The following is a 23,845-nucleotide window of genomic DNA, read 5'->3' on the forward strand; positions in this document are numbered from 1 at the left end:
GATTGTCGCAATGCGCCTTATGGCGAAGCGGTTAAATTAACTGACTGGAAAGAAGTGAGCTTTGAAAGTCCGGACTATGAGAAACTTGCGGGAACTGTTGAAGCTGGTCAAGAACGGAATTTTTCCGGAGCGGTATTTTATTTGCCGCTGGAAAATGTCGATACTGACCGGATCATTCCGGCAAAATACTTGAGCTTGAACAAGAAAAGCGAATTCGGCAAGCATTGTCTGGAAAATGTTTTGACATCTCTCGAAGAAAGAAGCAGATTTAATCAGTCGCGAATACTGGTTGCCGGCGAAAATTTTGCCTCAGGATCTTCCAGAGAACAAGCTGTGTACGCGCTTGAGCAAGCAGGAATTCAATGCGTTATTGCTCCGAGTTTCGCGCGCATATTTGAAACCAGTATGTTTGCGAACGGATTGCTTTGCGTCACTTTGTCTCAAGAAAAAATTGATCAGCTTTTCCGGGAAAAACCGATAGCGCTTGAGGTTGACTGGGAAAATTGCCAGATAAAATGGGGCAATGAGCGCATTGCTTTTCCGCTTTCCGACAATCAAAAAGAAAAGATTAGAAAAGGCGGAAGCCTTGGCATAATGCTTGAGCAAGCTCAAGAATTGCAGAAGGAAGGAAAAATATGAAAATCTGAAATGAATTTAAGAGGTGATATATACGAAAGAAAAAAGAATTGCTGTTGTAAGGGGTGATGGAATAGGACCTGAAATGATAGATGTTACATGGCCGATTCTCGTAGAAACCGCAAGAAGGTATGATAAAATCCGGCTTATTCCCATAGACGTGGCAATGGGTTGGGCCGCTTATCCAAAATACGGCGATACATTACCGCAAAAATCGCTTGAAACGGCGCTAGAAATTGGTTATATACTTTTTAGCGGAGTAGGCAATCCGGAATTTGATAAAAAGTACTATCAATATCTGGAAATGACACCGGAAAAAAGAGTGTTGCTGGGCTTGAGAGGAAAAATGGGGCTTCTCATTAATTCTCGGCCCGTGATATTCTACAAAGAACTTGTTCACTTAAGCAAGCTGAAAATGTTGCCGCAAGATATAACCCAGTTCTGGTTCAGGTTTCTTCTTCAAGATGTTTATTTCGGCAATGACGATTTAATTCATCTTGTTCCGGAAGAAATCAGAGAAAAAATTGGGTTAAAATTAAAGCAGGACGTAACCGGCAAAGAAAAAATAGTAAGCAATCTTGCTTACTTCTCTTTGGAGTATCTGGAAAAGTATTTTAGGGCAGTGTTCTCTTATGCCAGAGAAATGAAACTGCCGCTTATCGTAATTGATAAGTCTAATATTACCGCACTGGATACTTACTGGAGATTGGTTGCTAAAGAAATCGGCAAAGAATTCCCGGATGTTCCTGTGTCTTTCCAGTATGTTGACTCTGCTGCGATGCTTGTGGTTACTAACCCGGAAATGTTGAATGCGGTTATTGCCTGCCAAAACATGCAAGGCGATATTATGACAGATCTTGCGAATGCTCCTTTAAGTGTTGGACTAATGCATAGCTCTGCCATCAATCCTGATACCGGAATGGCGATGTTTGAAAGAGGGTCGGGAACAGCTCCAACTCTTGCCGGTAAGGACATTGCCAATCCGCTGGGTATGTTTCTTACGGAGGCGTTGATGCTGAGACATATCGGTGGATCAAAAGGCGCGGATGCGATTGAACAAGCCGTTAGAAAAGTTTTACAGGACGGCTGGCGCACTGCTGATTTATTCAGAGAAGGCGTTGATGATCCGGCTAAACTGCTCGGTACAAAAGGCATGGGAGCGAAAGTTCAGGAATATCTAAATAAAGAGGAAGTATAAAAATATAAATAGTGTTGGCGCTATCAACGAAGATAACGCCTCTTTTTTTATTTAACAGTTTGGTATATCGGTATTCCGGTATTTAGTGGCTTTATAACAGTAAATATGATATAATCGTAGCGATAAAAGGTTATTTTATATGTTTTTTTCGCTTTAACATTAGTGTTTTAATTATTGTCTATAAATAGTATGGATTCAGTAACTTTAGTTATTATAATATTTGGGATAACGATTTTAGCAATAGCTTATAAGACGTTTAAAAAACCGCAAGAGGATGAAAAGTCAGGAGCTGTAATGGAAAGATTATCTCAACTTGCGGAACAAAATAGAGAGTTAAGGGGCGCCATTGACAGCAAGCTTTCTGAAACACATCGGGCTAATCAGGAGCATCTTCATCAGACCACAAATATTATTCAGAATATAACCGGACAATCCGCAAAATTAATTTCCGAAGTAACGGAAAAACTTACTAAGCTCGATGAAACCAATAAACAAGTAATTAATTTTTCCGCCCAGCTTCAAAATCTTCAGGATATATTAAAAAATCCCAAGCAAAGAGGAGTTCTGGGAGAATATTTTTTGGAAGAAACTCTCAAAAATATTTTACCCCCCAATTCTTATCAAATGCAATATCCTTTTAAGGACGGAACGATTGTCGATGCAGTTGTAAAGCTGAAAGACGGAATTGTTCCCATAGATTCAAAATTCTCTTTAGAAAATTATGAAAAAATTCTTTGCTCGCGGGATCAAAACGAAAAGGACAGGTTTGAAAAAGCGTTTAAACAGGATTTAAAAAATAGAATCGATGAAACATCAAAGTATATTAAGCCCGAAGAAGGCACAATGGACTTTGCTTTTATGTTCATACCATCCGAAGCGATTTATTACGATTTATTGGTAAATAAGATTGGAGCGGTGCAACTTAATACAAGAGATTTGATAGCGTATGCTTTTATAGAAAAACGGGTCATCATTGTTTCTCCTACGACTTTTTTTGCTTATCTTCAGACGGTTTTACACGGATTACGCGCCATGCAAATAGAAGAAAGCGCAAAAGGCATAAGAACCAATGTGGAAAAATTAGGCAAGCATCTCATTGCATACGATGAATTTATGAGGAAGCTTGGAACGAGCATGTCTACTTCCGTCAATCATTATAATAATGCGTATAAAGAATTCAAAAAAGTTGATAAAGATGTTGTAAAAATTACCGAAGGAGAATCACAAATTTCTCCAATAATGATAGATAAACCAAAGCTAGAAGAATAAAGTATGAGATTTGAATTGTCTTTTTTGCGCCATAAGCCTTTTCTGATAATTTCCGCGGCAACTATCTTGGTTAATCTCGTCGCTTGGATTTTTGTTTTGTTTTTTTTGGAAAAAGGAAAATTCAATATAATTCTGCATTATAATGTTTTGTTTGGCGTGGATTTTAAGGGTAAGCCGGAGCAGGCATTTATTATTCCCTTGATAAGCTTGGTAATATTTTTTCTGAACGCGATAATCATCGAGTTTGTTTATAAAAAAGAAAAGTTTATCGCTTATCTTTTGCTTTCAACTTCATTGGTCTGCCAGATCTTTGCCGTAATAGCTATTTTTACGATCATTTTAATAAATAGCAGCGGCGCATATCAATTTTAGCCGCCGATATTGAAAAAATGGATCATAAGCCGATTTAAATTATAAAATTTTATTAATGAAAAATTATGAAACCCGTTAGAAATAAGTAATTTATTATATTTTAACGATGTTTCCTTAATACTATGTCTTCAAAAATTTCTAACGGGTTGAACGCGCTTGATTTTCCCACACCGCGCACAACTAACGCGCACGATTTTTATCTTCAAAGATTTGGCGAGATTTTGCCCGGTTTTTTAACCTGGTCGACTTTTTTCATAGCTATTTTGGCGGCGATATATTATCCCGTGCACTTAGCGGTTTTTATGATCGTTTTCGATGTTTTTTGGCTGATCAAAGCTATATTTATTTCGATCCATCTGGTGGATGGATATACCAAACTAAAAGAAAATCTTAAAATAGATTGGTTTAGCCGCGTAAAAAAAATAAAAAATTGGGAAAAAATTTATCATGTCGTAATTTTTCCTGTCTATAAAGAAGGGCTGGAAATTATTCGTCCGTCAATCCAGTCGATAGTGGATTCTAATTATCCGAAAGACAAACTGATCGTGGTTTTAACTTTTGAAGAGCGTTCGGGGCACAAGCTGGTTAAAAAAAGAATCGAAGCGATGCAAAAAGAATTTTCCGATAAATTTTTTATTTTTTTGGTCACTGTTCATCCTGATGGCATATCCGGCGAAGCAAAAGTAAAAGGCGCTAATCTGACCTGGGCCGCTAAAAAAATCAAAAAAATAATCGATGAAAAGAAATTAAAATACGAGAATGTGGTAGTATCCACTCTTGATTGCGACAGCCGCGCCCACTCTCAGTATTTAGCGGCGCTATCTTATACTTACTTGAATAATCCCAATCCCACTCGTTCAAGTTATCAGCCGCTTCCGATGTTTTTTAATAATATTTGGGACACGACTTCGATTTCCCGGGTAATTATTACCGGTTCGGCTTTTTGGAATATGATCCAAGCTACTCGGCCGGAGCGCATAGTTACGTATACCAGTCATAGTATGAGTTTTAAAGCGGTTATCGACGTAAATTATTGGCCGGTAAATATGATTTCCGATGATTCGATCATATTTTGGAAATGCTTTATTGTTTTTGAAGGTAAGTATGACATTAAGCCGATTTTTTTGCCTATCTATATGGATGCGGTTCAAGCCAAAACCGCGTGGCTGACGCTTGTCAATCAGTATAAACAATATCGCCGGTGGGCGTATGGCGCGGAAAATACCGCAATAATTTTAAGAGGATTTCTTAAATATGATAAAGTTCCTTTGAAGGAAAAAATTATCAGGATGTGGTCGGAAATTTACGGTAGGCATTCCTGGGCCACTTCTTCCGTGATGGTGGCGACATTCGGCTGGTTGCCGTTTATTTTCGGAGGGGATGTTTTTAAAAGTTCGGTTCTGGCTTCTAATTTGCCCGGCACACTAAGAACATTGATGTTTATAACAATGTTCGGCCTTTTTATTTCAGCTTTTCTCTCTGTTCTTGTTGTTCCGCCTAACCCGAAATTTAAAGGCAAGAAAGGTTATTTACGATTGATGCTGGAATGGATATTATTGCCAATCGTGGCTATTCCTATGGGGACATTGCCGGCGATCGATGCTCAGACGCGTCTGATGTTTGGAAAATATATGCAATTTTGGGTGACGCCGAAAATGAGAAAAGAGAGTGCCTCGAACGAAGCAATAATATTGGAAAATAAGTAAAAATTATAAATTAGCAATTAATTGAATTTTATAAACGCTCCATATGTTTTTTCTTTATTTTATTCCATTTATAGTCGGTTTTTTCTTGTCTTTATTTCTAACCTTATTTTTAATTAAAATATTTCCCAAACTCGGGATTTTTTTTCCGGCTGGCAAGCGGAATTTTTATAGCAATAACATTCCTCGGATCGGAGGCATCGCCATAATAGGCGCTTTTTTATCGGCCATTTTTTTTGTTGGCAATTTGGAATTTGATAATTTAAAATGGGGGATAGTGATCTCTTCCGTTGCAATACTTTTTTTTGGGTTTATTGACGATATTAAAAAATTATCGTGGAAAAAACAATTTTTTGCGCAAATAATTGTAGCATTGGTAATGATCTATATGGGTCTCACGGTTCAATATATCGCTAATCCGTTTGGCGGAGCGGAATTCAGGCTGGATAGCCTTGTATTGGGAATAGCCGGCCATCAATATTATTTTTTTAGCTCAATATTTATTTTATTTTTAGTAGTGGGGTTTATGAATATTGTTAATTGGCTCGACGGGCTCGACGGGCTCGCGGGAGGCGTGGGAATTATCGGATTTTTGACTTTATTTTTTTTAAGCATTTCAAGCCTGGTAGATCAGCCTCCGTTGGGAATAATTTCGATAGCCGCCACTGGCGCGATTTTGGGTTTTTTGCCGTTTAATTTTTATCCGGCAAAAATATTTATGGGCACTAGCGGGTCGATGTTTATCGGATTTTTATTGGCGGTAGTTTCGATTTTTAGCGGAGTTAAGCTCGCGACGGTGGCGCTGGTTTTGACCATTCCAATTCTAGATGCTATTTGGGTGATCGTTCGGCGCATAAAAAACAGATCATCGATTTTTTCTGGAGACAAAACCCATCTTCATTATCGTTTATTGGAGCTTGGTTTTTCGCAAAAGAAAATCGTATTTTTTTATTATAGCTTAAGTATTTTTTTCGGTTTTATCGCGCTTAAATTAGGCGGTTTGGGAAAATTTATCGCTTTTTTTATTTTTATTTCACTGGTTATATTATTTGTAAATTTAGCCGAGAATCGTTTTAGTGTGAAACAAAATAAGAAAAATAGATAAAGACAAATCATTCTTGAGCATATAAAAACAGCCCTGATTCGTTTGGACTGTTTTTTATAATTAGTTTCGGTATTTATTTTAGAGATTTATGCCGATTTTAGCCAGCCATAATCCCAAAATTATCATAACCGCTCCAATTAAAACTTTGATCATTTTGCGGGTATCTTTGCGCAAGCTCTGAAGCCGGTTAATATCCAAGCCCCAGGCCGCGGCAAATAGGATTATTATGAGAGGCAGGACAAAAATAAAATTATACAGAAGCAAGTAAAGATGAGCTTGGGTTTTTAATCCTTCCTGGCTCATTAAGCTAAGGATTGCCAAATAGACTTGTCCGGTGCAAGGCAGTTCGACGAGCGAGACTATTACTCCCGCGATAAGAACCGCCGGAATAGTGCCCTTTTCAATGTATTTTATAAACAAGCTTTTGGTTTTTTCCGGTATGACCAGGAGTTGTTTCGTTTGAGGCAGCAGGCCTTCCTTGATGCTTATGAATCCGCCGATGATCGTCAGTCCGCCGAAGATAAGCATAAAAGGATTCGAGATCTTCAGAAAAAAATCATGAGCCATTAGGGACAGTATGCCGATTCCGGCCGCGTAATAGGTGGCAAAAACCGTGCCAATATAAAATAAGCCAACAGTAATAATTCTTTTTTTGTTTGCTTTCAGGATAAGCAAGACGGACAGCAGGAAGATCAATACGGCGATGGCGCAAGGATTGACCGAATCAATAACCGCCGTACTAATGATCAAGCCGAGAGAAATATTTTTTACCGTATCGTTTTTAGGCTTGGTGTCGGCCGGGTTTTCTATGCTGCAAAAATCTTCCGAATCGATCGCGCTGCAAGACCCCAGATCCGGATTATCCGTGGAGTGATTGCCTTTGGTCCAATCTTCCAAAAATTTGTGGCAATCCAGTTTTAGTTCTTCTTTGGCCGCGATCTTTTCATTGATCTTGGATTCTAGTTTTTTTTCAATTTCATCAGCGCCCGACAGATAGTCATTTCCGATAAATATTAATGGAACTTTTGGATTTCCGGTTAAGCCGTAAGTTTCTATGAATTTAAAAAACAATTGTCGGCACTCTTCTTTTTCTTTGACGTCATGCTCCAGAAAATCAATCTTGTCTTTATATTTTTCTTTGATCGTTTCGATGAAAGGCTTTATGCCGGCGCACCTGGGGCAATCATAAGCATAAAAATAAAGCACTCTGATCTTTTGCGTCTGAGTTAGCGACAGCACGTTTGTATTTTCCGCTTTCAGATCGTTCGTCGGGAATAAGATCGCGGCGGAAATTAGCGTTATAAGAAATAATTTTAAAACTTTTTTAAACATAAATTTATATATTTTAGCATTACGCAATGCTTATATAATAACAGAATGAGAATATTTGTAAACTGCGGCTGATGGATAGAAAAGCTTGATGTTGACATATATTTTTAAACAGGTTATAATAGTGTTTCATTAAGGAGGTCAGTTTATGGAAATAAAAACAGACCTAAATGTTAAGGGTCTCATAAAAGCTCTAAAAGAGCACGGAATAGTTGTGAGCAAAGGAAAAAATGGAATCGAAATCGATTCTAGTGGAGTTTTTTTGGAAGGAGTTCTTCCTCCCGGGGAAACCGGAAAAAGGAAACGAATTATTCGTTTCTTTGAAAGGGGGGATGAGTCTATAGACCCATCATTTTATGGTTTTATGGCTTACCTTGCAAAAAAAGGTCCAAAAATTATAATTCGACCTTTGCCTAAAAAAAACCCGGAGACCGTAAAAAGTCTCCTTCTTTTTGGTCAAGTGGCAACATTTTAATTAAAAATTTTAGACAAAATCATAAAATTAGCATAAGATATTATTATATGGATAAAATTATAATTAGAGGCGCCAGAGAGCATAATCTGAAAAATATTGACCTGGATCTGCCGCGGGACAAATTCATAGTTTTTACGGGCGTGTCCGGTTCGGGCAAGTCGACTTTGGCTATGGATACGATTTTCGCCGAAGGTCAGAGGCGGTATTTGGAAAGTTTGTCGAGCTATGCCCGCCAATTTTTAGGCCAGATGCAAAAACCGGATGTCGATCATATCGAAGGGCTTTCGCCGACGATCGCGATCGATCAAAAATCCGCTTCGCATAATCCGCGCTCCACTGTGGGGACAGTGACGGAAATTTATGATTATATGAGGCTTTTATTCGCGCGGGTCGGCACGCCGTATTGCGTGCGCTGTGGACGCGCGATCACTAAACTAACGATCGAAGAAATGGTGGATAAGGTTTTCGAATTATCGGAAGGAACTGAAATTCAGATCTTCGCTCCGGTGGTACAAGAGCGAAAAGGCGAGTATCGCGAATTATTTCAAATGTTTATAGGGAGAGGTTTTACTAAAGCCAGAGTGGATGGAAAAATAATTGAGCTGAAAAAAACCCTGCCTGCCGGCCCGCTTCGCCATAGCTTTAGCGAGGCGAGTAGGCAGGCGCCGGTGCTTGAGCGGTATAAAATGCATACGATCGAAATTTTAATTGACGAGCTGAAAATTTCGCACGTGAATATCAGCCGGATATTTGAGAGTATAGAAAGCGCGGTAAAAATGGCGGATGGCATTGCAGTGGTTTCGCCAGTTATGAAAGGCAAGATCCATAAAGCTACCCTTCGACACTCCGATAGTGAACGGAATGCTCAGGGCAAGAAAATGAAGGAAGATGGCGAATTGATATTTAATTCCAATCTTGCTTGCTCGCACTGTGATTTGAGTTTCCCGGATCTTGAGCCGCGGCTTTTTTCTTTTAACAGTCCTTTTGGCGCTTGTCCGGAATGCACGGGGCTCGGCGAGAAAAAAGAAATTGATATTAACCTGATCATGCCGGATAAAGATAAGACGATTTTTGAAGGAGGCTTTTTGCCCTGGAGCTTTACGCCGAATAATTATTATGGCGCGATCATGAAAGCGGTTTCCGAGATGTATGATATTCCGATCAATACCAGGATAAAAGATATACCGGAGGAAAAAATAAGCTTGATTTTTAATGGACCTGAAACGCCGGAAGATTTGAAAATAAAATATTTTTTCCACGGGCGATCAAGGGTTTTTTATACTGAGTTCAAAGGCCTAATGAAACATTTGCGCGATAGGTACGCTCGCACAGAGAGCGAATCGGTGCGCGAGGAAATAGAAAAATATATGGCGATCTATCCGTGTCCGGTCTGCGGCGGCACGCGTCTGAAGCCGGAAGCCTTGAGCGTAAAGATCGGCGACAAGAATATTTCCGAGGTTTCTTCCCAGTCGATTTATCTTACCCGCCGATTTTTTGATAAAATAACCCATTCGACAAGCTCAGGGTCAATGAAATTAAGCGCCCGGCAGGCGATAATCGCCAGGGATATTATCAAAGAGATAAAAAATCGTTTGAAATTCCTGGATGATGTGGGTTTGGGATATTTGACCCTGACGCGCGCGGCGATGACCTTGGCAGGAGGCGAAGCGCAAAGGATCCGGCTGGCATCGCAATTGGGATCAGCCTTAGTCGGAGTGCTATATATTCTGGATGAGCCGTCGGTTGGTTTGCACGCCCGCGATCATTATAAATTGCTTGGAACGCTTAAGAGATTGCGGGATATCGGCAATACGGTCATTGTGATCGAGCATGACGAAGAAACTATTCGCGAGGCGGATTGGATCGTGGATATCGGGCCCGGAGCCGGCGAAAACGGAGGGCGGGTCGTAGCGGAAGGCGCTTTTCAAGATGTTTTGAAATCCAAAGAGTCGCTTACCGCGCAATATTTGCGAGGCGCAAAAAGCATTTCTATTCCTGCCCAAAGGCGAAAAACCAAGAATCATTTTTTGACGATTACCGGCGCCAATGAAAATAATCTGAAAAACGTAAAAGTCGAGATCCCCTTGGGCGTGTTTACGCTCGTGACCGGAGTTTCCGGCAGCGGGAAATCGACCTTGATAAACGATATTCTTTATCGGGCGCTGGCGAGGAAATTTTATCGCGCGATGGAGCGGCCCGGAAAATACAAAGAATTGAAAGGCGATAACTATCTGGATAAAGTGATCGTGATCGATCAGTCGCCGATCGGACGCACGCCGAGATCAAATCCCGCGACTTATACCGGAGTTTTTACGCATATCAGAGAATTATTCGCATCGGTTAAGGAAGCAAAAGTGCGCGGATACGAGCCGGGCCGATTCAGTTTCAATGTCGTTGGCGGCCGGTGCGAGGCCTGCAAGGGCGAGGGTTATAATAAGATCGAGATGCAATTTTTGCCGGATGTTTATATCGCCTGCGATATTTGCAAGGGCAAGCGCTATGGACGGGAAACGCTGGAAATAAAGTACAAGGGAAAAAATATTTCCGAAGTTTTGGCTTTGAGCATTGACGAGGCACTGGAATTTTTCAGAGATATTTTCCAGATCAAAGATACTTTGCAGGTGATCTCGGATGTCGGCTTAGGATATATCAAGCTTGGGCAATCAGCCACCACGCTTTCGGGCGGAGAAGCGCAAAGAGTAAAATTGGCGTCCGAACTGGCCAAACGCGCCACAGGCAAAACGCTTTATATTCTTGATGAACCCACTACCGGCTTGCATTTTGACGATATCAAAAAATTATTGAATGTCTTGCACCGCCTGGTTGATGGCGGGAATTCGGTTATCGTGATCGAGCATAATCTCGACGTGATCAAACAGGCGGATTGGATAATCGATATGGGGCCGGAAGGCGGCGAGCACGGCGGCCGGATCATTGCCCAGGGTCCGCCGGAAGAAATTATAAAATACAAAGAAAGCTATACAGGGCAGTTTCTTAAAAAAGCGTTGAGATCAACAAAGAACAATCTTTAAAATAAAAAAATCCATGTAAGAACATGGAAATTAATAATTTTTGTTGTGGTGGTATTCTTTGTGGCGGTAGTATAACACGCCGTCTTTTATCTTAGCGTATAGCAATTTGTCTGACCTTGATCTTTTGATCGCTTCCTCAATAACGGCCTTACTGTATATTTCTTTTTTATATACTTGGTACATTATGTCATAGAGTTCATCTATGCTGTACCATTGGCCGTCAGGACACATGAAGTTGTCTAGCGAAAACATTGCCGTTTTTACTTCTTTTTCATATTGTTTACCTTTACTTTCTTTTGGCATAAACCGCCTCCTTGATTTTTTAACTCTAGCAATTTATTATAAAAATGTCAATATCTAATATTCAAACGCAGCTGAAAAATTTGCCTTCCTCGCCTGGCGTATATTTTTTCCGCGACAAATCGGGAAAGCTTTTATATATCGGCAAAGCGATCAATTTGAAACGGCGGGTAAGTTCGTATTTCCAGTCCGCCGGTGGGCGGATTAAGTCGGATTCCAGGATTCAAGAAATGGTGGGTAGAATCGCGAAGATTGATTACCGCAAGACTGATTCGGTGATCGAAGCGCTGATATTGGAAGCGAACCTGATTAGACGCCATCAGCCGTTTTACAATGTCAAATTGAAAGATGATAAGAGTTTTGTGAACATTGCGATCTCGAAAGAAGAATTTCCGCGGGTTTTTATTATACGGCAGCGAGCGAAAAGACTTTTTAAAAATATTAAGATCAAGAAAATTTACGGCCCGTATCCTTCGGCTGACACGGCTCGCACCGCTTTGAAAATTCTTCGGCGGATCTTTTCGTTCAGAGGTTTGGAAAAAACCCGGGAAGGCGAGAGATTTTATCGGGAAATTTTGGCCATTCCGGAGGAAAAAGCGCGGTATGCCAAAGGGATCAAAAACCTGATGCTTTTTTTATCAGGAAAGAAAAAACGCATCATCGGGGATTTAAAAAAAGAAATGAGGGAGCTGGCAAAAAACAAAAATTACGAAGAGGCGGGGCAGGCCAGAGACAAAATTTTTGCGCTGGAGCATATTCAAGATGTCGCACTGATCAAAGGATCAGGTTGGACGGAAGATCTGGAGACGCAAAAAGCGCCATTGCGGATCGAGGCTTACGATATTTCCAATATTTTTGGCGAGTATGCGGTCGGCAGTATGGTGGTTTTCACGAAAGGAAAAATAGACAAAGACGAATATCGGCGTTTTCGGATCAGGCAAGTTAAGGGAATTTCCGATACGGATATGCTCGCGGAAGTTTTAAGCCGCCGGTTGAAACACAGTGAATGGAAAATGCCGGATCTGATGATCATTGATGGCGGGGCAGGGCAATTGAATGCCGTAAAAAAGATCATCAAGGAGAAGGGACTGGATATTCCCTTGCTTTCGATAGCCAAAGGCCCGACCAGGAAGGGCGAGAAGCTTTTTATGACAAAAAATGTTTACCTAGACTCGACAGGGTTAGTTCGATTAGGCTCGTCGAGGCTGGCGCCTAGCCTGGATAAAAAAATCATTTTTGCCATACGCGACGAATCACATCGTTTTGCCATTTCTTATTATAGGAAATTAAAAAGAGCCGGAATGTGGTTTTAAAATTGTTCAGTAAAAGAGATGGGTGACGCGTTCTTGACTATTTAGCAAATAAGTACTATATTATTCACAAGGAGGTCAATTGCGTGAAGATAGGAATATTAATAGTTTGGATAGGTGCCATAGCGCTTAGCTTAGCTGGATTATTTTGTCCAGGGAATAACGCGGAGCGTATTCCGGCAACAGCATTTATTCTTACTGTGGCTTACGTTGCAGTAAAGAGAAAAAATTATGTTTTAAAAACGTAATTAGGCTCCAAAAAGCGCTGGCAATAAAAATCCAGCGCCTCTTTTATTTTCACTTGTTTAGTGCTATACTTTTATTGTAAATATTAATTTTTTTAAACAGCGTTTAATCGTATGATTATTGATACCTTGAAGGAGAATAAATTTTTTATGCAATTTGGCAAGTTTTTTATCGTCGGGATTTTGAATACAGGTCTTGATTTTGCTGTTCTAAATTTTTTAATGTGGATGACGCAAACTTATAAAGGGCCGTCTATGGTTATATTCGGCACGATATCGTTTGCCGTAGCGGTGACGAACAGCTATTTTTTGAATAAATACTGGACTTTTGGCGATAAAAGCAAAGAGCAGGTTCCTCAGCAATTTATAAAATTTTTAGCCGTGGCTGTCATAGGACTGGTGTTGAGTAATTCAATTATTTATTTTATAACAACTTTAGTTAATCCGATCTTTGGCTTAAGTCCGGTTCTTTGGGCGAACTTTGCCAAAGCAGTGGCGACTGGCGTAGTGCTGGTTTGGAACTTCGCGGGATACAAACTGTTTGTGTTTAAAAAGTAAATTAATTAATATGTCTCTCGTTCTATATCGCAAATACCGGCCGAAAAATTTCAGCGAGATCATCGGCCAGGAAAAAACAGTGAAAATTTTGACCTCCGCGGTTGGCTCTGGCAGGGTGGCGCACGCGTATCTTTTTACCGGTCCGCGAGGTACGGGAAAAACCACCATTGCCAGAATTTTGGCCAAAGCGATAAATTGCACCGCGAGAATTGGCGGCGAGCCTTGCAATAAATGCGAAAATTGCGTTACGCTGAATACCGGGAGAACCTTTGACGTAGTTGAAATTGATGCGGCTTCCAATACCGGCGTGGATAATATCAGAGATCTCAAAGAAAGCATCGGTTTTTCCCCGACCCATTTGAAGTACAAAGTTTTTATCATTGATGAAGTCCACATGCTAAGCAAGGGCGCTTTCAACGCTTTGCTAAAAATGCTGGAAGAGCCGCCGGAACACGCTATTTTTGTTTTAGCGACCACCGAAATTCATAAAATCCCGCCGACGATCATTTCCCGCGTGCAAAGATTTGATTTCAGGAAATTCAGGCTCGACGAGATCGTTGAAAGGTTAAAGGATATAACCAAGCAGGAAAAAGTAAAAGTGGAAAAAGGCGTGCTGGAAGTGATCGCTTTATCCGCCGATGGGGGAATGCGAGACGCCGAAAGCATGCTCGGGCAGATAATCTCGCTTGAGGCGCCGGGAGAAGAAATAAAACTCGCGGAAGTAAAAATGGTTTTAGGGCTGACTGATACGGAATCGGTTTTAAAATTTATCGGATTTATATCAAAAAATCAGTTCAAAGAAGCGATAATTTTTTTGAATGAAATTACTTTTGAAGGGCAGGATTTGGAGCAATTTGCCGGATCGCTCATAGATATTTTCAGGAAGATCACGATTTTGAAGACAAACCGGGATCTGAAAAAATATGTCTTAAGCGATTCTACCGAAGAGCAGGCGGAAAAATTATTAAAATTGGCCGAGGTTTTTAGCGAGCAAGAGTTGCTTTGGATATTTAAAAAATTGATCACGGCAAAGATCGAGATCAAGTCAGCGGTTTTGCCGCAGATACCGCTGGAAATAACTTTGATCGAATATGATATTTTTAAGAATAATCGCTTTGCGGTTGGAAAAAAAGCGGAAGCGGCGGTTGAAGCTAAAAAAGAACCGAAAATAGAAATTATAGCTAAAAAAAAATTAAACGAGAACGTTATTGAGCCGAAAGTTGAGAAACCGATTTTAGTTAAAGAGGCGGCTAAGGAAGAAAAAATTGAAAAAAAAGAACCGGAAGAGTTGGCAAACGAAGGTTTGATCGGTTTGGGGATCGAAGAAATAAAATCGAGCTGGAATCAAATATTGAAAATCGCTAAAAAATACAATCATTCTATCAGCGCGTTTTTGAAATTATCCATACCTCAGGAATTAAAAAAAGATATGTTAATGCTTGCCACGCCTTATAAATTCCACGCGGAGAAACTCAACGATTCTTCCAATCGAAAAATAATCGAGAAAGTTTTGCTGGAAGTGTTCCCGATCTTAAAAAACATCAAGGTTATGGTTGTTCAGGATGAAAATATAAAAGTGGCCAAAGCGCCGGAAGAAAAAAATAAAACAGGAGACTTAAAAGTGGATTCCGCGCTTGAGGTTTTTGGGGGAGAAGTGGAGTAAATAGAGACTTGCCCCGCACCAAATTCCGAAGCAAATATTAATTTATTATAACGATAGTTTCTCGGTATCGCCTGCGGCTTACTTTTTATTTTGAGTGAATATGGCTATAGAATTGATGCGGGGCTACGATGTAGCGCTATAAAGGCGCTACATCTTGATTTTTTCGTCAATTTACGCTAATATATATAAGAATTTAAGCATTAGACTTAAATTCTTTTGTTTCTTGCAGGATCGTTCCGCCTCTCCGGCGGGTCGCCGATGAGGCGTCTAATGGCCCAATGAAATAAAAAGTTAATCATTGCGGGATCGTCTAATGGTAGGACAGCGCCCTTTGAAGGCGCTTATCATGGTTCGAATCCATGTCCCGCAGCCGCGAAAATATAATCGGATCGTCATATCAACAAGTGCTGAATACGCGCTTGTTTTGTTTTTAACAAGCCAAAATAAGTTTAAAACTGTTTACAAAAGGGTTAAAATATGCTAATGTTGTAAAGTTAAATGAACGGCAGTTAAAGCTGATTATAGACAAGAAATTTAGTATATTTAACTAAAATATATCGTTTTATAATTTATGAGCAAAAATCTTCAATTAAGAGAACCGGTCGTTATCTATATCGAAAAGATCAAAAAAATAAACAGGAAATCGCTGGAAAAAGAGCCGGCGGAGCGCATCAAGGTAAGCTACGCGGCGAGCACTATTTCTTTTTTGTACGAAAAAATAAGAAATACCGTTGATTATAAAGAAGAGTTTTTGTTGCGCAAATACGCGATCGAGCGCATCTTAAACCGTCTTATTTTTATTGAAGACAAGAAAAGCGGAATAGGTGAAGCGTTGCTTTCGGATCTTATCAGGGGCAGATATTTTTTAAACGATACTATCGGCATTGATAAAATCGCCGAAACGGATCGGATCATAGAAAAGTATCTTACTCTTTTTGGCAAGATAGGATCTGTCGCTTTAAAAAAAGAAGATTTCAATAAGACCATTGAATGGTTTATCGGTATAGCGGCTTTTGAAATTGAAAAAAATTTGGTCTCTTACGATAAAGAAGAAGCGCTTTGCGAGTTTATCTACAATACCGTGTGCAAGGATATCGTGATCAAAGACGGATTTTTGAATGAAAGGCAGGAGATCACGCAGACTTACCTGGCAATTTTGAGAGCGGCTTTGCGGGCCGACAGATCGATCCTTTCGTATTATTTGTTGAAAGCTTATTGGCCGGACTGGTTTGGCGAGAATTGGCTTTCTGTAAGCGATGAATTGTCCAAGAATATTTTTTCGACAAAAAACATTATTGATAAAGAGATCAACCATCCGGTGGCTGAAAGATTTTTGAGATTTTTTAAGCGCCGTGCCGTGGTTTATTTTATTGTTTCCGATCTGATAGTAAAAAATGCCGGCCAAGCCGAAGAGAAAATGCTATTCTCAAAACTTGATTTTTTGGAAGATATACAGACGGCTTGTTCGTCCAGGTATAAAAATGCGAGGGAAGTCTTATCCAGAACATTCGGGAGAAGCGTCGCGTATATTTTTATCACCAAGATCGCCCTGGCTTTTATAATCGAGGTGCCGTATGAAATATTTACAGTCGGGAAGATTAATTATACATCATTGGGTATCAATGTTATTTTTCATCCTTCCTTGATGTATGTGATCGGCTCTTCGATCCAAATGCCGAAAGAAAAAAATACGGCGCAAATTATCCGCGAGGCGGAATACGTGGTGTATAAGAAGAAAAAATCAGAGGCCCCGCCTTATGCCAATAAATTTTCTTTTTCCCAGTCATCTTTTTCCGGCGGTTTGTTCTTTATTTTTTACGCCGCGATGTTCGTGATCACTTTCGGGCTGATTATCACCGTGTTGAGGAAACTGGAATTCAATTTTGTCAGCGGAGCGCTTTTCGTATTTTTTATAAGCGTGGTCAGTTTTTTCGCTTACAAGATCAGCCGGCCGGTCAGAGAGCTTATTGTAGTCGATAAAAAAGACAGATTGATCGATTCAGTGCTTGATTTTTTCTTTATTCCCGTAATGTATTTTGGCCGGTGGCTGTCTGAGAGTTTTTCCCAGATCAACATATTCGTTTTTGCTCTGGATTTTATCATTGAAGCTCCTTTCAAAACACTCATTAAGGTTTTTGACGATTGGGTGAAATTCATGAAAGAAAAAAGAGAAGAGATAATGTAATATAATTTTGAAATATTAACCCTGTTAAATCTGCTTTGGACGGCGCGAAGCGATTTAACGGGGTTGATTTATAATTAATTGTTTGGTATAATCATAAAATAAGAAAAGATAATACTTGCTTATTTCAGCAGGATTAATTAAATTAACGCAAAATAGTTAGGACATAAAATATGAGCGAAATAACTTTAACTGACGCGAATTTTAAAACCGAGGTTTTGGACTCAGAAATGGTAGTTTTAGTTGATTTTTGGGCGCCATGGTGCGGCCCATGCCAGATGGTTGGCCCGATCGTCGTTACTATCGCCAAAGAGTATGAAGGAAAAATCAAAGTAGGAAAGCTGAACGTCGATGAAAATCCTGTCATCTCAAGCGAATACGGGATAATGAGCATACCCACTCTCAAGATTTTTAAGCATGGAAAAATCGTCGAGGAAATGGTGGGCGTCCAGCCGGCAATCGCGATTACGCAAAAAATAGACAAAGTTTTGGCAGAATAAGACTAAAAAAATGTTATTAAATAAGATAATTAAATATTTGACAGTGGCCGACTTTGCATTATTGTCGGGATTTTCGCTGATTGCGCCGATATTCGCGATTTTTATTTTAAATAATATTAAGGGCGGAAATATGGAGGTGGTGGGTTTTGCTACCGCTATCAATGTGCTGGTGCGGGCGGTTTTACAGCTGCCAATTGCAAAATATTTGGACAAAAAACGCGGTGATTTAGACGAATATTATTTTACTATTATAAGTACAGTGCTTTTAGCCGCGACACCGCTTCTTTATTTAAAAATTTCAACGCCTGTTGAGCTTTATGCAGTTCAAATTATTTACGCAATCGGTTTTGCGATGAATTATCCGGCTTGGATGTCGCTTTTTACCCGTCATGCGGAACGAGAGCGCGAGGGATCGCAATGGGCAATATATTCTGCCGTAACAGGCGTAGGCGCGGCCGCGGCCGCGGCAATAGGAGGAGTAATCGGCGAAAGATATGGTTTTCCCGCTTTATTTTGGCTGGTTTTTTTCGTTACAATGTTAGGAGCAATCAGTCTTCTGAAAATTTACGAACCATTAAAGGCGCCTCACGAACATCATAAAATAAAGCAAAAAGAAGCTTTTGAAATAAAAGGGTCAGAAATAAAATAAAAAATGATAAAAAATAAATTAAAAATTCCTTTTTATCGCCAGAGAAATGAATTTGCGTGCGGTCCGGCAGCGCTTCAGATGATTTTTTCTTTTTTGGGAAAATTCAAGAAACAAGATAATTTAGCGAGGGCTTTGCATACGACAAAGGCAGGTACATACCATTCAAGCTTGATCGAAGAAGCGAGGAAGGAAGATTTTTTTTGCTACGTCAATAATAAATCCACTATTCACGAAGTCAGGCATTTTATAAATCTGGGTTTGCCGGTTGTGGTTAATTACAACGAACCGTCAACGAATGACAGCCATTATGCGGTAGTGGTCGGCTACGACAGGAACAAGCTCATTTTAAATGATCCATGGAACGGAAAAAATTTTAAAATGCCTGAAAATGAATTTATTTTAAGATGGCACGATTACTTGAACAAGCATACCTGTAAAAAATGGATAATGGTTGTTTCAAAAAAAGATTTTCATCTGGGAAAACAATATTTTCCATATTCTTGCTCAAAAAAATAACTAAATAGAATTTAATTTCAAATATTATGATCTACGATCTTATCATCCTCGGCGCGGGTTCGGCGGGGCTCGCCGCTTCGATCTATGCCTCTTATCACAAACTGAATCATTTGGTGATCGGTGATGTTGTCGGTGGCACTGCCATAGGAGCCGCGCATATTAAAAATTATCCGGGAACGGAATCGATTAGCGGAGTTGAATTAATGCAGCGCTTTCAGCACCACGCTGAAAGTTTGGGTGGAAAAATTATTCCGGCCAAGATAGCTGGTCTGGAAAAAAAGGGAGATCTTTTTGAAGTTAGCGCGGATGAACAATCATATCAAACTAAATCTTTGATCGTTGCTCTTGGCACTCGCCGGAGAAAAATGAATATTCCCGGAGAAGAAAAGCTTTTGGGAAAAGGGGTAAGCTATTGCGCCACCTGCGATTCAATGTTTTTTAAAAATAAAACTGTGGCGGTGGTCGGCGGAGGAAATTCAGCCGCCATGGCCGCTACTCTTTTGGCGGAGTACGCCAACAAAGTATTTTTGATCTATCGCGGCGCTGAATTAAAATGCCAGCCTGTCACGACGGATCATCTGAAAGTAAATCCCAAAGTTACCATAATTTACAATACGAATGTTTTGGAAATAATCGGGGATAAAAAAGTGGAAAGCATTACTTTCGATAAGGAATATCAAGGCAGTAAGATAATAAAAACTGATGGAATTTTTGCGGAAATCGGCGCGATGCCAAGTTCGGATTTGCTGAAAAAGCTAGGAGTGATATTAAACGAAAATGGCTATGTTGTGGTTGATCAGTGGGGGAAGACCAATATTGCCGGCGTTTACGCGGCAGGGGATATAATCAGCAATACGCCCGGTTTTAACCAGGTCGTTACCGCCTCGGCCGATGGCGCGACCGCAGTAAACGCGGTTTATAAATATTTGAAAGAAATTAAAAAATAATAATTTATATGCAAAATAATACCAATCCCTATCAAAGCGCTTTGACTCAGCTCACGATCGCAGCCGGAGTTTTGAAGATCAACAAAGATATTTTGGAAATTTTAAAAGTGCCGAAAAGAGTTCTCAGGGTATTTATTCCGGTCAGAATGGACGATGGCAGTATTAAAAATTTTGAAGGATTCAGGGTTCAGCACAATGACGCGCGCGGGCCTTTTAAAGGCGGCATTAGGTTTTCGCCGATAGTTTCCATGGATGAAGTAATGGCGCTGGCAATGTGGATGACCTGGAAGACAGCGGTGGTGGGAATTCCTTATGGCGGAGCCAAAGGCGGAGTTATCGTTGATACAAAAAAACTTTCCAAAGGCGAACTGGAAAGATTATCCCGCGGCTATGTGCGCTCAACGCACAAATTTATCGGGCCGAATATCGATGTGCCGGCGCCGGATATGTATACTACGCCGGAAATTATGGCCTGGATGGCCAATGAATATTCAAGAATTGTCGGAGAAAATACGCCGGCATCTTTTACCGGCAAGCCGGTGGAAGTCGGCGGATCGTTGGGCCGGGCCGATTCCACATCAGTTGGCGGGGTTTATGTCTTGGAAGAAGCGCTAAAGAAAATCAAGAAAGAAAAAAAGCATATCACGGTCGCGATCCAGGGAATGGGAAATGTCGGCGCCAATGCGGCCAAGATTTTGTTCAATGAAGATTGCAATATTGTGGCGGTTTCCGATTCCAAGGGCGGCATAGTTTCGGAATCGGAAGGCAAGGGATTGAATATCGAAGAAGTTTTGAAATATAAAGAAAAAACCGGTTCGGTGGCCGGATTTCCCAAAACCAAAGCAATAACCAACGAAGAATTATTGATTTTGAACGTGGATGTTTTGATTCCGGCGGCGCTGGAAAACCAGATCACGGTCAAAAATGCCAAAGATATAAAAGCGAAAATCGTATTGGAATTGGCAAATGGCCCGACTACTCCGGAAGCGGATAAGATCCTGGACGCCAAAGGAATACTTTTGATTCCCGATATTTTAGCCAATGCCGGCGGAGTCTTGGTGAGTTATTTTGAATGGGTGCAAAATCGAACGGGTTATTATTGGGACGAAACGGAGGTTAACGAAAAATTAAAAAAGCAAATGATAAAATCATTTAGCGATGTTTGGGAAAGAAAAGAGAAATATAAGGTTGACACTCGCACAGCGGCAAATATTTTGGCGCTGGAAAGAGTGGTTAAGGCGATGAAGCTACGCGGGGTGTAAAAATTAAAGATAGTTCAATAAAAAGATGTGTTTAAATATCGCATCTTTTTATTTGTCAAGAAGCGGTTTTTTTGCTAGACTAAGGATATAAAAATCTTTATTATTTGTCATTGCGAGCGGAGCGAAGCAATCTCAAAATTGGGCTATAGATTGCTTCGTCGCTTTGCTCTTCGCAATGACTATTTACATGTCCAAAAAACATATATATTTAGATAATGCCGCCACCACTCCGGTGGATCCGGCGGTTTTAAAAGAAATGATGCCGTATTTTTCAAAAAAATTCGGCAATCCTTTTAGCGTGCATTCTTTTGGGCAGGAAGCGAAAGTGGCGATAGACAACGCCAGAGAGCAAGTGGCGAAATTCCTTGGCGCCAGCGCGGAAGAAGTTTTTTTCACAAGCGGCGCGACCGAATCCAATAATTGGTCGGTAAATGGAGTTCTAAGCAAGATCAGATCAAGTTTTACGGAAAAAAATCCGCAAAATGCTTTTGTTCCCCATATTATTATTTCCGCTTTTGAACATCACTGCGTCTTGAACACTTCTCTCGCGGCGCAAAAATCCGGCGTAAAATTGACCGAGATCAAGCCGAACAAGGACGGCGTTGTCAGTGCCGGCGATGTCGCAAGATCAATTACGAATGAAACAGTTTTAGTTTCCATTATGTATGTGAACAACGAGGTCGGGACGATCCAACCGATAAAAGAGATCGGCGAAGTTATTAAAAAAGCCAAGACCGAGCGCCTGGTGTATGGAAATAAAAATCCGCTTTATTTCCACGTTGACGCGGTACAGGCCGCCAATTATCTTGATTGCAACGTGGATCATCTGGGCGTGGATCTGCTTTCTTTGTCAGCGCATAAATTTTACGGGCCGAAAGGCACGGGAATTCTCTATGTCCGCCGCGGTACGCGGGTCGGGCCAAGCCAGCATGGCGGCGAACAGGAAAGCAATTTGCGCGCCGGCACGCACAACGTGCCCGGGATCGTGGGATTGGGAAAAGCGATAAGCTTGATCGAAAAACACAAGAAAGGTCTGGCAAAAATGAAAAAACTCCGCGATAAATTGATCAACGAAGTCTTGAAAATTGAAGGCAGCCAGCTCAACGGTTCACGCGAATTTCGCACCCCCAACAATGCCAATTTCAGTTTTCGCGGCATAGAAGGGGAAAGCTTGATAATTTCGCTCGATATGGCCGGCATCGCCGCTTCGACGGGCTCTGCCTGCTCTTCGGCGAGTCTCGAGCCATCCCACGTTTTAACCGCAATGGGAATTCCGCCCGAAGTCGCTCATGCCAGTTTGCGCCTGACTCTGGGAAAAGACACAACCGAACAGGAAATAAACTACGTGATAAAAACATTGCCGTCCATCATTGAGCGGCTAAGGAAAATTTCAGGAAGATAATGCGATCATCGTATAAATATCGCTAAAATCATAGTAAAGATAACGATCGATGCTGTAATTATCCAGAATATTTTTATGATTTTTTTCTGTTTCATAGCTGTTTTATGATTTTTGATCTAACCTATAAATTAAATCCCGGCGAAAGGCTGGTCGGCATCGTGCGAAAGCATTGGTTCTTGATCGTTCCCGGGATGCTGGAATTTGCAATCATTATATCATTATTGATTATTTTTGCAAATAAATTCAGCGCCTTGGGAGAAAATTTCGCGATTACCGCTTTTTTGATCGCCCTATTTATTGTTTATCTTATTTATGCCTGGATTTTGCTGCGTATAAATTATTTTGTTATTACCAGCGAACGGATAATCAAGATAAAGCAGCGGGGAGTATGGGACAGAGGCATGAACGAGATCTCGATCTCGGATATCAGCGATATTACGCTAAATGAAAAAGGGATCGCCGCGACATTTTTGAAATTCGGTTCGATCAAAATAACTTTGGGAAATTCGGCGGTCTTCAATATGGCGCATATCGCGGACCATTTAAGGATTTATCAGGGATTGATAAAATTAAAAGGGATCAAAAAATCATGAGAGGATCATTTGGCCGGCAGTCTTCCGGCAAAAAAAATCTAAGGCTTGTAATTTTGAATTCGCCCATTTGGCTGATCATAGGTTTTCTGATCTTTATTTTTGTTTTTTCCGCTTTTTTGCGCATCACCTGGCAGAGAATGGAGATCCAGGGGCAAATCGACAAGCTGAAAAATGAAGCGGAAAGGCTTGAAACCGACAACAAATACCTGACCGGTTATTTGGATTATTTTGCCTCAGAAAGTTTCAAAGAGCGGGAGATGAGGCTGAAATTAAATTTGCAAAAGCCGGATGAGCGGGTGATAATTATTTCCCGGGAAGAAAATAAATCAAAAGAAGAAGCGCTCGCTCCTCTGGACGACAGGTCTCAGGCGCTATCCAATATGAAAAAATGGTGGGAATATTTTTTTGGGAAATGAAAAAAGCGCGCGAGGCTTGCTTGTTGCCTGAAAATGCTGTAAAATAATTTATTAATTTGCGGGTATAGTATACTGGTATTATGTGTCCTTCCCAAGGATAAGAAACGGGTTCGATTCCCGTTACCCGCTCCAAATATTAAAAAATCCCGAAAAATCTTCGGGTTTTTTTTAAATTTTGTTTAC

At 40.5% G+C, this 23,845-nt stretch carries 22 protein-coding genes and 2 tRNA genes; 22 read left to right on the forward strand and 2 right to left on the reverse strand.

The features are described from left to right. Positions 1–54: 54 nt before the first annotated feature. From Q8N37_04225 to Q8N37_04250, 6 genes are all read left to right on the forward strand, one after another. Positions 55–639: a 3-isopropylmalate dehydratase small subunit gene (locus tag Q8N37_04225; GenBank protein MDP3057692.1), complete on the forward strand. Its 585-nt coding sequence runs from the start codon at positions 55–57 to the stop codon at positions 637–639. A 22-nt stretch (positions 640–661) separates the two neighbouring features. Next, positions 662–1,834, forward strand: coding sequence for an isocitrate/isopropylmalate family dehydrogenase (locus tag Q8N37_04230; GenBank protein ID MDP3057693.1), 1,173 nt, complete (start codon positions 662–664; stop codon positions 1,832–1,834). Between the two features lie 189 nt (positions 1,835–2,023). Then, positions 2,024–3,103, forward strand: a complete 1,080-nt coding sequence (locus Q8N37_04235; GenBank protein MDP3057694.1) for a DNA recombination protein RmuC — start codon at positions 2,024–2,026, stop codon at positions 3,101–3,103. A gap of 3 nt (positions 3,104–3,106) precedes the next feature. Next, positions 3,107–3,475: a hypothetical protein gene (locus tag Q8N37_04240; protein ID MDP3057695.1), complete on the forward strand. Its 369-nt coding sequence runs from the start codon at positions 3,107–3,109 to the stop codon at positions 3,473–3,475. 122 nt (positions 3,476–3,597) lie between these two features. Then, complete coding sequence (locus tag Q8N37_04245) at positions 3,598–5,181, forward strand: glycosyltransferase family 2 protein (protein ID MDP3057696.1); 1,584 nt, start codon at positions 3,598–3,600, stop codon at positions 5,179–5,181. A 43-nt stretch (positions 5,182–5,224) separates the two neighbouring features. Then, positions 5,225–6,283: an MraY family glycosyltransferase gene (locus Q8N37_04250; GenBank protein ID MDP3057697.1), complete on the forward strand. Its 1,059-nt coding sequence runs from the start codon at positions 5,225–5,227 to the stop codon at positions 6,281–6,283. A 78-nt stretch (positions 6,284–6,361) separates the two neighbouring features. Here the strand turns inward: Q8N37_04250 and Q8N37_04255 are convergent, their stop codons facing one another. Beyond that, the gene (locus Q8N37_04255) at positions 6,362–7,615 is read right to left on the reverse strand and encodes a thioredoxin domain-containing protein (protein ID MDP3057698.1); all 1,254 of its coding nucleotides are present in this window, start codon (positions 7,613–7,615) and stop codon (positions 6,362–6,364) included. A gap of 145 nt (positions 7,616–7,760) precedes the next feature. On the opposite strand from Q8N37_04255, the gene Q8N37_04260 reads away from it, so the two are divergent. Further along, positions 7,761–8,087: a hypothetical protein gene (locus tag Q8N37_04260; GenBank protein ID MDP3057699.1), complete on the forward strand. Its 327-nt coding sequence runs from the start codon at positions 7,761–7,763 to the stop codon at positions 8,085–8,087. Positions 8,088–8,134: 47 nt separating this feature from the next. Further along, a complete protein-coding gene (gene uvrA, locus Q8N37_04265) occupies positions 8,135–11,119 on the forward strand; it encodes an excinuclease ABC subunit UvrA (GenBank protein ID MDP3057700.1) in 2,985 nt (994 codons plus the stop codon). A gap of 30 nt (positions 11,120–11,149) precedes the next feature. Here the strand turns inward: uvrA and Q8N37_04270 are convergent, their stop codons facing one another. Then, positions 11,150–11,422: a hypothetical protein gene (locus Q8N37_04270; GenBank protein ID MDP3057701.1), complete on the reverse strand. Its 273-nt coding sequence runs from the start codon at positions 11,420–11,422 to the stop codon at positions 11,150–11,152. A 44-nt stretch (positions 11,423–11,466) separates the two neighbouring features. Here Q8N37_04270 and Q8N37_04275 point away from each other — a divergent pair, with 44 nt between their 5' ends. The 14 genes from Q8N37_04275 (at position 11,467) to Q8N37_04340 (ending at position 23,794) form a co-directional block, all read left to right on the forward strand. Continuing rightward, positions 11,467–12,732, forward strand: a complete 1,266-nt coding sequence (locus Q8N37_04275; GenBank protein ID MDP3057702.1) for a GIY-YIG nuclease family protein — start codon at positions 11,467–11,469, stop codon at positions 12,730–12,732. A 356-nt stretch (positions 12,733–13,088) separates the two neighbouring features. Next, complete coding sequence (locus Q8N37_04280) at positions 13,089–13,532, forward strand: GtrA family protein (GenBank protein MDP3057703.1); 444 nt, start codon at positions 13,089–13,091, stop codon at positions 13,530–13,532. Positions 13,533–13,542: 10 nt separating this feature from the next. After that, the gene (dnaX, locus tag Q8N37_04285) at positions 13,543–15,195 is read left to right on the forward strand and encodes a DNA polymerase III subunit gamma/tau (GenBank protein ID MDP3057704.1); all 1,653 of its coding nucleotides are present in this window, start codon (positions 13,543–13,545) and stop codon (positions 15,193–15,195) included. 299 nt (positions 15,196–15,494) lie between these two features. Then, positions 15,495–15,565, forward strand: a tRNA-Gln gene (locus Q8N37_04290). 201 nt (positions 15,566–15,766) lie between these two features. After that, on the forward strand, positions 15,767–17,380 hold the full coding sequence (locus tag Q8N37_04295; protein ID MDP3057705.1) for a hypothetical protein: 1,614 nt from the start codon (positions 15,767–15,769) through the stop codon (positions 17,378–17,380). 170 nt (positions 17,381–17,550) lie between these two features. Next, on the forward strand, positions 17,551–17,877 hold the full coding sequence (gene trxA, locus Q8N37_04300) for a thioredoxin (protein MDP3057706.1): 327 nt from the start codon (positions 17,551–17,553) through the stop codon (positions 17,875–17,877). A gap of 10 nt (positions 17,878–17,887) precedes the next feature. Continuing rightward, positions 17,888–18,526: an MFS transporter gene (locus Q8N37_04305; GenBank protein MDP3057707.1), complete on the forward strand. Its 639-nt coding sequence runs from the start codon at positions 17,888–17,890 to the stop codon at positions 18,524–18,526. Positions 18,527–18,529: 3 nt separating this feature from the next. After that, entirely contained in the window at positions 18,530–19,042 is a 513-nt protein-coding gene (locus Q8N37_04310) for a C39 family peptidase (protein MDP3057708.1), read from the forward strand. A gap of 26 nt (positions 19,043–19,068) precedes the next feature. Beyond that, positions 19,069–19,989, forward strand: a complete 921-nt coding sequence (locus tag Q8N37_04315; GenBank protein MDP3057709.1) for an FAD-dependent oxidoreductase — start codon at positions 19,069–19,071, stop codon at positions 19,987–19,989. A gap of 8 nt (positions 19,990–19,997) precedes the next feature. Further along, positions 19,998–21,251, forward strand: a complete 1,254-nt coding sequence (locus tag Q8N37_04320) for a Glu/Leu/Phe/Val dehydrogenase (GenBank protein MDP3057710.1) — start codon at positions 19,998–20,000, stop codon at positions 21,249–21,251. A 187-nt stretch (positions 21,252–21,438) separates the two neighbouring features. Then, entirely contained in the window at positions 21,439–22,653 is a 1,215-nt protein-coding gene (locus tag Q8N37_04325) for a cysteine desulfurase family protein (protein ID MDP3057711.1), read from the forward strand. A gap of 104 nt (positions 22,654–22,757) precedes the next feature. Beyond that, positions 22,758–23,246 (forward strand): hypothetical protein, encoded by a 489-nt coding sequence (locus tag Q8N37_04330; GenBank protein MDP3057712.1) that lies wholly within the window; start codon positions 22,758–22,760, stop codon positions 23,244–23,246. Then, positions 23,243–23,662 carry a hypothetical protein gene (locus Q8N37_04335; GenBank protein ID MDP3057713.1) on the forward strand — a complete coding sequence of 140 codons (420 nt, stop codon included), beginning with the start codon at positions 23,243–23,245 and terminating at the stop codon, positions 23,660–23,662. The genes Q8N37_04330 and Q8N37_04335 overlap by 4 nt, the downstream gene beginning before the upstream one ends. A 58-nt stretch (positions 23,663–23,720) precedes the next feature. Further along, positions 23,721–23,794: transfer RNA gene (locus tag Q8N37_04340), tRNA-Gly, on the forward strand. Positions 23,795–23,845 lie beyond the last annotated feature (51 nt).

The organism is bacterium (genome assembly GCA_030693205.1).
In the GTDB taxonomy this organism is placed as follows: Bacteria; Patescibacteriota; Minisyncoccia; order JAHIHE01; family JAHIHE01; genus JAHILZ01.

Bases quoted from the DNA above. Each gene is read 5' to 3' on its own strand.
- Q8N37_04305 (MDP3057707.1), top strand. From the start codon at position 17,888: ATGTTATTAAATAAGATAATTAAATATTTGACAGTGGCCGACTTTGCA.
- Q8N37_04240 (MDP3057695.1), top strand. From the start codon at position 3,107: ATGAGATTTGAATTGTCTTTTTTGCGCCATAAGCCTTTTCTGATAATT.
- dnaX (MDP3057704.1), top strand. From the start codon at position 13,543: ATGTCTCTCGTTCTATATCGCAAATACCGGCCGAAAAATTTCAGCGAG.
- Q8N37_04245 (MDP3057696.1), top strand. From the start codon at position 3,598: ATGTCTTCAAAAATTTCTAACGGGTTGAACGCGCTTGATTTTCCCACA.
- trxA (MDP3057706.1), top strand. From the start codon at position 17,551: ATGAGCGAAATAACTTTAACTGACGCGAATTTTAAAACCGAGGTTTTG.
- Q8N37_04260 (MDP3057699.1), top strand. From the start codon at position 7,761: ATGGAAATAAAAACAGACCTAAATGTTAAGGGTCTCATAAAAGCTCTA.
- Q8N37_04315 (MDP3057709.1), top strand. From the start codon at position 19,069: ATGATCTACGATCTTATCATCCTCGGCGCGGGTTCGGCGGGGCTCGCC.
- uvrA (MDP3057700.1), top strand. From the start codon at position 8,135: ATGGATAAAATTATAATTAGAGGCGCCAGAGAGCATAATCTGAAAAAT.
- Q8N37_04295 (MDP3057705.1), top strand. From the start codon at position 15,767: ATGAGCAAAAATCTTCAATTAAGAGAACCGGTCGTTATCTATATCGAA.
- Q8N37_04235 (MDP3057694.1), top strand. From the start codon at position 2,024: ATGGATTCAGTAACTTTAGTTATTATAATATTTGGGATAACGATTTTA.
- Q8N37_04255 (MDP3057698.1), bottom strand. From the start codon at position 7,615: ATGTTTAAAAAAGTTTTAAAATTATTTCTTATAACGCTAATTTCCGCC.
- Q8N37_04320 (MDP3057710.1), top strand. From the start codon at position 19,998: ATGCAAAATAATACCAATCCCTATCAAAGCGCTTTGACTCAGCTCACG.
- Q8N37_04275 (MDP3057702.1), top strand. From the start codon at position 11,467: ATGTCAATATCTAATATTCAAACGCAGCTGAAAAATTTGCCTTCCTCG.
- Q8N37_04280 (MDP3057703.1), top strand. From the start codon at position 13,089: ATGATTATTGATACCTTGAAGGAGAATAAATTTTTTATGCAATTTGGC.
- Q8N37_04325 (MDP3057711.1), top strand. From the start codon at position 21,439: ATGTCCAAAAAACATATATATTTAGATAATGCCGCCACCACTCCGGTG.
- Q8N37_04270 (MDP3057701.1), bottom strand. From the start codon at position 11,422: ATGCCAAAAGAAAGTAAAGGTAAACAATATGAAAAAGAAGTAAAAACG.
- Q8N37_04310 (MDP3057708.1), top strand. From the start codon at position 18,530: ATGATAAAAAATAAATTAAAAATTCCTTTTTATCGCCAGAGAAATGAA.
- Q8N37_04335 (MDP3057713.1), top strand. From the start codon at position 23,243: ATGAGAGGATCATTTGGCCGGCAGTCTTCCGGCAAAAAAAATCTAAGG.
- Q8N37_04330 (MDP3057712.1), top strand. From the start codon at position 22,758: ATGATTTTTGATCTAACCTATAAATTAAATCCCGGCGAAAGGCTGGTC.
- Q8N37_04250 (MDP3057697.1), top strand. From the start codon at position 5,225: ATGTTTTTTCTTTATTTTATTCCATTTATAGTCGGTTTTTTCTTGTCT.